1 protein-coding gene is annotated in these 645 nt (G+C 66.8%); it reads left to right on the top strand.

Annotation, left to right across the window (positions count from 1 at the left end):
- Nucleotides 1-645 (top strand): CTP synthase (gene pyrG / locus MZTS_RS23645; protein ID WP_192285698.1); only part of this gene is annotated, 645 nt, incomplete at both ends.

Genomic DNA, 645 nt, shown 5'->3' with positions numbered 1-645 from the left:
ATTCGTCACCGACGACGGCGCCGAGACCGATCTGGATCTCGGCCATTACGAGCGGTTCACCGGCCTGCCGGCCTCGCGGGCCGACAACGTGACGACGGGGCGGATCTATCTCGACATCATCACCAAGGAGCGGCGCGGCGACTATCTCGGCGCCACGATCCAGGTGATCCCGCACGTCACCAACGCCATCAAGGCCTTCGTCCTCGACGGAAATGAGGATTACGATTTCGTGCTGGTCGAGATCGGCGGCACGGTCGGCGACATCGAGGGCCTGCCCTTCTTCGAGGCGATCCGCCAGATCGGCCAGGAGCGCCCGCGCGGCAGCGTCTGCTACCTGCACCTGACCCTGCTCCCCTACATTCCCTCGGCCGGCGAGCTGAAGACCAAGCCGACCCAGCACTCCGTGAAGGAGCTGCGCTCGATCGGCATCCAGCCCGACATCCTGCTCTGCCGCTGCGACCGGCCGATCCCGGTGGAGGAGCGGCGCAAGCTCGGCCTGTTCTGTAACGTGCGCGAGAGCGCGGTCATCGAGGCGCTCGACGTCGACACCATCTACGCCGTGCCGCTCTCCTATCGCGAGGCGGGCCTCGACCGGGAGATCCTGGCGCATTTCGGCATGGAGCCGGAGGGCGAGCCGAAGCTCGA

The sequence above is a fragment of the Methylorubrum zatmanii genome, assembly GCF_014845115.1.
Classification (GTDB): Bacteria; Pseudomonadota; Alphaproteobacteria; order Rhizobiales; family Beijerinckiaceae; genus Methylobacterium; species Methylobacterium zatmanii.
This window is presented reverse-complemented; position numbering and strand designations above follow the sequence as displayed.